Here is a 6154-nt window from a genome sequence, read left to right on the forward strand (position 1 = left end):
AGCGCCAGCGCGGCCAGCGCGGCGACGGGCGGCCGAGCGCGGCCAGGGCCCGCTCCACCGCCGCCGTCAGGTCGTCCTCGCCCGGGGCGGGCAGCGCGAACACCACGGGGGTGTCGAGGCGGCGCGCCGCCTCGCGGATCAGCCCGGCCACCCGCGGGCCGGGCGGCTTGGACACCACGACGATCAGCTCGGTGGCCGGGTCGTCGTCCAGCGCGGCCAGCGCCGCCAGCGCCGAACGCCCGCTGACCTGCGGCGACAGGTCGCGTCCGCCCACGCCGAGGACATGGCTGACGCCCACGCCCGCCGCGTCCAGCAGGCACATCACCTGCTGGGCGCCGGTGCCGGACGCGGCCACCACGCCGACCGGGCCGGGCCGCACCGCGTTGGCGAACCCCAGGCCCGCGCCGCCGACCACGGCGGTGCCGCAGTCGGGGCCCATGACGATCAGGCCGCGCCGCGCCGCCGCCTCCTTGAGCGCGATCTCCTGCTCGACCGGCACGTTGTCGCTGAACACCATGACGTTGAGCCCGGCGTCCAGGGCGTCCATGGCCTCGGCGAACACCTGCGGGCCGGGCACCGACAGCAGCGCCAGCCCGGCGTCGATCCGCCGCGCGGCCGCGGCGGCCGTGCGGGCGGGCTCCTCCGCGCCGCCGGCGCCGGCCTCGGCCCGGCGGCTCAGCAGCTCGTCGAGCGCGCGCAGGGCGTCGTCCAGGGCGCGGTCGGGCGCGCCGCGGGCGGTGCGGACCGCCACCACCAGGTCGCCCGGACCGGCGTCGGCGGGCACCTGGAAGCCCATCCGGCCGAACATCTCGCGGTTGAGGTCGGTGCCCATCGCGGCCATCGCCTCGGCCACGTCCGGCCGCTCGGCCAGGCTGCGGCTGACCCGCATCAGCGTCACCGAGTCGTGGTAGGCGCCGCGCCGCACCTCGACCCGGGTCGTGCCCGTCGTGCTCATGGCGCCCCCGATCGCGACGCGCCCGTCATGCAGTGGCCCGGTGCGGGGCCGCGGGGGACGCGGCCAGCGCCAGGCGGGCGCGGGAGCCCGCGCGCACGCTCCAGGCCAGGTCGGCGCCGGAGGTGTGCCCGGCGGCCAGCAGCCGCCGCACGGCCGGGCGCGGCGCCTCGCGCCCCGCGACGGCGCGCAGCACGGCCGCCACGTCGGCCCCGGCGGCGCCGGACGCGGCGCAGTGCAGCAGCGTCGCGGCCAGCGCCGTGGTGCGGGTGCCCACGTCGGCGGTGACCGCGGCGCCCAGCCACCCGGCCAGCCACACCGCCCGTTCGCCGCCCCGCACGGCGCCGCCGAACAGCCGCAGCGACACCAGCAGGCCGGCCAGGACGTCGTCGCCGCTGGGCGTCAGCCCGGGGCCCAGGCCCACGATCCGCTCGGCGGCCTCGACGGCCCCCGGCAGGTCGCCCGCGGCGCAGGCGGCGGCCAGGGTCTCGGGGTCGGGATGCCCGGCCAGCCCGAAGCCCGCGGCGGCCTCGGCCTCGTCGAGGGCGTCCTCCAGCGCCAGCAGGCCGCGGGCCGCGGCGGCCGGGGTGAGCGGGCCGAGCGCGGGCACCGAGTCCCACCAGCGGCGGGCCCGCACGTACAGCCCCTCGGTCTCGACCAGGCCGTCGCCCACCCACGCCTCGGCGCCCTCTCGGACGGCGCGGAAGGGCCGTTCGCGCCGCGTCGCGGCCAGCACCAGCGCGTTGGGCAGCCGGACGGCGTCGGAGCAGACCACCGCGAGCACGCGGGGTTCGGGGGCCTGGCCGGTACCGGCCCGCGGCTCGACGCGCATCTCCAGGTAGACGGCGGAGGGGAAGGCGGCGATCACCCGTGCCGGGCGGCGCGGCGCCTCCAGCAGCGGGCGCAGGGGGAGACCCGCGGCGCCGGGGGCCGGGGGTCGCCCGGTGAGCGTGCGCAGCGGAATCGGGTCACGCAGGACGATGGTCACGAATCCTCCCGAGGCCGGTGCCGCCGGGCGTGTGTCGTCGGCGGTCGCTCGGACCCGACCTCAGGCAGGACCGTAGACCGGGCCCGCCACCGGACGTATGGTGAATCCTGCCAAGGATGGTCAGGGTCCTTGGAGGTTGTTGTCAGGGTTGATCGCATACCGGTAGCGATCGGGGCATCTTGCGCGATGTAAGCAGCAAAAGCGAGGTGACCGTTCCCTTGAGCGAGCTTTGGTGAGCACCTCACGCAGGCAGCCCCGACCCGCCGGGACCGCCCGAACGGTTCCGGCGGTCTTAGGGCTGCCCTGCAGCCGTGTGGCCGGCCATGCGCCCGGTCACGCGTCCGGCCATGCGTCCGGTCATGCGACCGGTCATCCGCCCGGGAGGGCGTCCGGCCAGGCGACCGGCGGTCGGACCGGCCGCGCCGCCGGGCGGACGACCGCCCCGGGCCTGCGCGACCGGCCGCCGACCGGGCCCCGCGATCCGGCAGGTGCGTCACCGCCGTGCCGCGCATGCGAAGTGACGTCCCGGGGGGACACGGCCCCGGGACCGCCGGGCCAGCCCCCACCCGGGCCGCGCCCGTAGACAGTCGGCGCCCGAAAACCTCGGCGCCCGTTCACGGTTGGGAGCGAAGTGATGTCACTCAATGCGGACCCGGGCCCGCCCGCGCTGCGGCTGGCGAGCACCGGCACGCTGACCTACGGCCTGCCCGTCGGCGAGGTGCTGGGGGTGTCCACCCTCGCCGGGGCGCGGCTCATCGCGGGCCGCTCGGGGCTCGACCGGGTGGTGCAGCGGCTCAACGTCATGGAGGTGCCCGACGTACTGGCCTGGGTCAAGCCGAACGAACTGCTGCTGACCACCGGGTACCCGCTGCGCAACACCCCGCAGTCGCTGGACAACCTGGTGGCCGACCTCGACGAGCGCGGCCTGGCCGCCCTGGCGATCAAGCTGGGCCGGTACCTGGACGCGCTGCCCGCCGAGATGATCGCGCAGGCCGACCGGCGCGGCTTCCCGCTCATCCTGCTGCCCAACGACGTGGGCTTCGACGACATCCTCAACCAGGTGCTCACCGACATCCTCAACCGGCAGGCGGCCGTGCTGGCCCGCACCGAGGAGGTGCACCGGGCGCTGGTGCAGATCGTGCTGTGCGGCGGCGGCCTGCAGGAGGTCGTCGACGAGGTCGCCACGCTGCTGGACGTGGCCGTCGTGGTGCTGGACGGCGACCAGAAGGTGCTGGCCGGATCCGGCCCCGACGAGCACATCCAGGCCATGCGGGCGTTCGACGTGCTGTCGGGCCGCCCCGGGGTGTGCGTCAACGGGGGCGACCACCTGGTGGTGCCCGTGGTGGCCGGGGGCTTCGACCACGGCCGGATCATCGCCTACAGCCCCGCCGGCACGCTGCGCGAGACCGACCTCGGCATCCTGGAGCGGGCCGCCACCGTGGCCGCGCTGGTGGTGACCAAGCAGCAGGCCGTCGCCGCCGTGGAGAGCAAGTACCGCGCCGACTACCTGCGCGACATCCTGTCCGGCCGGGCCGGCGAGGACGACCGGGTGATCGCGCACTGCGCCGGGTTCGGCTGGGACCTGGACCGTCCGGTCATGGTGGTCGTCGCCGAGCTGGACGGCCGCACCCGCCCGGCCGACGGGCAGAACGGGCAGAACGGGCAGGGCGGCGACGCGGCGGCGCGCGGCGGCCGCAGCGCCGACGAGCGGGTCGCCCAGGAGCGGCTGGCCGCCGCCTGGAGCACCGCGGTGCGGCGGCACGACCGGGGCGCCGCGGTCGCCAGCTTCGCCCACGAGGTCGTCGCGGTGATAGGGACGGCCGACGGCGACGGGCCGCCACTCTCCAGTGGACCGGTCCAGGCGATGCTCAAGGAGGCCACCGCGATCTTCGCCGAGCACCTGTCGGGCAAGCGGACGTTCTCCACCGGCATCAGCCGCACGGTCACCTCGCCGTCCGCGCTGCCCGAGGCCTACGAGCAGGCCGTCAAGGCGGTGCGGGTGGGCCGGCAGCTGCACGGCGACGGCGCCCGCGCGCATTTCGACCAGCTGGGCGTCTACCGGCTGCTCAGCCTGGTGTCCGACCCGCAGGAGCTGCACGCCTTCGTCCGGGAGACCCTCGGCGAGCTGGCGGGCGACGACGAACCGGAGCTGGTCGACCTGCGCCGCACCCTGCAGGTGCTGCTGGAGACCAACCTCAACGTCGCCGAGACGGCCCGGCGCCTGCACTTCCACTACAACACCCTGCGGTACCGCATCGGCAAGCTGGAACGGATGCTCGGCCCCTTCACCGAGGACGCCCACCTCCGCCTCAACCTCACCCTGGCCCTGCACGTGCTGCGCATGCGCGGCATCTGACCCTCCCCGCGCGACGACCTCCCCGGACGGCTCCCGACAGCTCCCCGACGGCTCCCCGACGGCTCCCCGACGACTCCCGACAGCTCCCCGACCCGCCGACCAACAGACCCGCCGAACTCCGAACCCCCGCCGACTTCCCGTCCTCCCGACCCCCTTCGCTGAGATATGTCGGGGTCTGTCATGTCGCGCCCGGATTGGTAACACATCGGTGATATAGGCCATACTCCCCACCCAACGGCGGGTGACGGGTTTGGCAGTTGTCGCCGATGCCCGCCCACCTGCTTGGATCTACTTTGCCCGCAAGGCCGTAAGGAGGCCGTGAAGCGGGGACGGAGCCGTGGACGCGCCACGGCCGCGGCGGCCCGAGGGAGGCGGGGATGGGCATCGGCTGGAAGGTGCACGGCGACGGCGGGACGCCGCCGCCCGGTGAGGTCGTCGCGCCGGACGAGCGGCTGTCGTGGCCGCGCACGGTCGGCATCGGCGCCCAGCACGTCGTGGCGATGTTCGGCGCGACGTTCGTGTTCCCCCTGGTGATGGGGCTCGACCCGAACCTCGCGGTGATGATGTCGGGCGTCGCCACGATCGTGTTCCTGCTGATCGTCCAGGGCAAGGTGCCCAGCTACCTGGGCACCAGCGCCTCGTTCGTGGGCGGGGTGTTCGCCATCCGGGCGGGCGCCGACACCGCCCGGAGCGACGCCTGGGTGACCGGCGCGATCCTGGTCGCCGGGGGCGTGCTGGCCGTGTGCGGCGTGCTCATCCACCTGCTCGGCCCGCGGCTCATCCACCGGGTGTTCCCGCCCGTCGTCACCGGCGCGGTGGTCATGCTCATCGGGTTCGGGCTGGCGTTCGTGGTGGCCGACACCTACTGGCCGCAGGACCACTGGGTCGCGCTGGTCACCATGGCGTTCGTGTTCCTGGTCATGGTGGTGTTCCGCGGGTTCGTCGGCCGCGTCGCCGTGCTGGTCGGCCTGGTCTTCGGGTACGCGCTGTCATGGGTGCTCGACCGGACCGCCGGGCCGGTCACGTCCGTGCTGCCCGGGCAGAACCTGCGCGACGCGGCGGGCCGCGCCTGCGCGCCCGAGGGCCCCTACTGCGTGGCGACCGCGTTCCCCCACGACCGGGTGAGCTTCGACGGCGTCCGGCAGGCCGACTGGTTCGGGCTGCCGGACCTGCACGCCCCCGACTTCAAGCTGTCGGCGGTCCTGCTGGTGCTGCCCGCCGTCATCGCGTTGATCGCCGAGAACACCGGGCATGTCAAGGCCGTGGGGGAGATGACCCGCACCGACCTGGACCCGCTGATCGGCCGGGCGGTGTTCGCCGACGGCGTGGGCACCATGGTGGCCACCTCGGTGGGCGGCTCGCCGACCACCACCTACGCCGAGAACATCGGCGTCATGGCCGCCACCCGGATCTACTCGACGGCGGCCTACTACGTCGCGGCGGTGATCGCGATCGCGTTCGGGCTGTGCCCCAAGTTCGGCGCGCTGGTGGCCGCCACGCCCGGCGGCGTGCTCGGCGGCGTCACGGTGATCCTCTACGGGATGATCGGGCTGCTCGGCGCCAAGATCTGGATCGAGAACCGGGTGGACTTCGCCGACCCGGTGAACATGGTCCCGGTCGGCGCGGGCATCATCCTGGCCCTCGGCCCGGTGGTGCACGAGATCAACGAGGACTTCAAGCTGGAGGGCATCGCGTTCGGCACCATCGTCGTGCTGGCGGGCTACCACCTGCTGCGCGCCATCTCCGACCGGCGCGGCGGCGCGGCCGCGGCCGCGGCTGACGGCGGCCCGGCAGCCGGCGCCGCCGCGTCCAAGTCGGATGTAGCCATGTCGTTCTGTGAGCCAAGGAGTTGGTGAGT

2 protein-coding genes and 1 pseudogene are annotated in these 6154 nt (G+C 75.0%); 1 reads left to right on the forward strand and 2 read right to left on the reverse strand.

From position 1 onward, the window contains the following. Both ABD879_RS31620 and ABD879_RS31625 read right to left on the reverse strand, forming a co-directional pair. Positions 1-955 (reverse strand): annotated as a pseudogene (locus ABD879_RS31620) (FdrA family protein); the annotation flags it as partial. A gap of 25 nt (positions 956-980) precedes the next feature. Next, positions 981-1940 carry an oxamate carbamoyltransferase subunit AllH family protein gene (locus ABD879_RS31625; RefSeq protein ID WP_345025439.1) on the reverse strand — a complete coding sequence of 320 codons (960 nt, stop codon included), beginning with the start codon at positions 1938-1940 and terminating at the stop codon, positions 981-983. A gap of 634 nt (positions 1941-2574) precedes the next feature. On the opposite strand from ABD879_RS31625, the gene ABD879_RS31630 reads away from it, so the two are divergent. Then, positions 2575-4296 carry a PucR family transcriptional regulator gene (locus tag ABD879_RS31630; protein WP_345025440.1) on the forward strand — a complete coding sequence of 574 codons (1722 nt, stop codon included), beginning with the start codon at positions 2575-2577 and terminating at the stop codon, positions 4294-4296. Positions 4297-6154: the final 1858 nt, after the last annotated feature.

The sequence above is a fragment of the Actinomadura keratinilytica genome, assembly GCF_039539665.1.
Classification (GTDB): Bacteria; Actinomycetota; Actinomycetes; order Streptosporangiales; family Streptosporangiaceae; genus Spirillospora; species Spirillospora keratinilytica.

Bases quoted from the DNA above. Each gene is read 5' to 3' on its own strand.
- ABD879_RS31630 (WP_345025440.1), top strand. From the start codon at position 2,575: ATGTCACTCAATGCGGACCCGGGCCCGCCCGCGCTGCGGCTGGCGAGC.